The 227-nt window shown below is 55.1% G+C and carries 1 rRNA gene; it reads left to right on the top strand.

From position 1 onward, the window contains the following. Positions 1-227 (top strand): 23S ribosomal RNA (locus C173_RS27080); the annotation flags it as partial.

Raw genomic sequence — 227 nt, 5'->3', positions numbered from 1 at the left:
ATTCCGTCAGTAGCGGCGAGCGAACGCGGAACAGCCTAAACCAAGGGGCTTGCCTCTTGGGGTTGTGGGACGTCTCACGTGGAGTTACAAAGGAATATGGTAGGTGAAGAGGTCTGGAAAGGCCCGCGATAGAGGTAAAAGCCCTGTAACCTAAACTGTGTTCTCTCCGAGACGGATCCCGAGTAGTGCGGGGCACGTGAAACCCCGTATGAATCCAGCAGGACCAT

The organism is Paenibacillus sp. FSL R7-277 (assembly GCF_000517965.1).
GTDB lineage: Bacteria > Bacillota > Bacilli > Paenibacillales > Paenibacillaceae > Paenibacillus_AQ > Paenibacillus_AQ silagei.
This window is presented reverse-complemented; position numbering and strand designations above follow the sequence as displayed.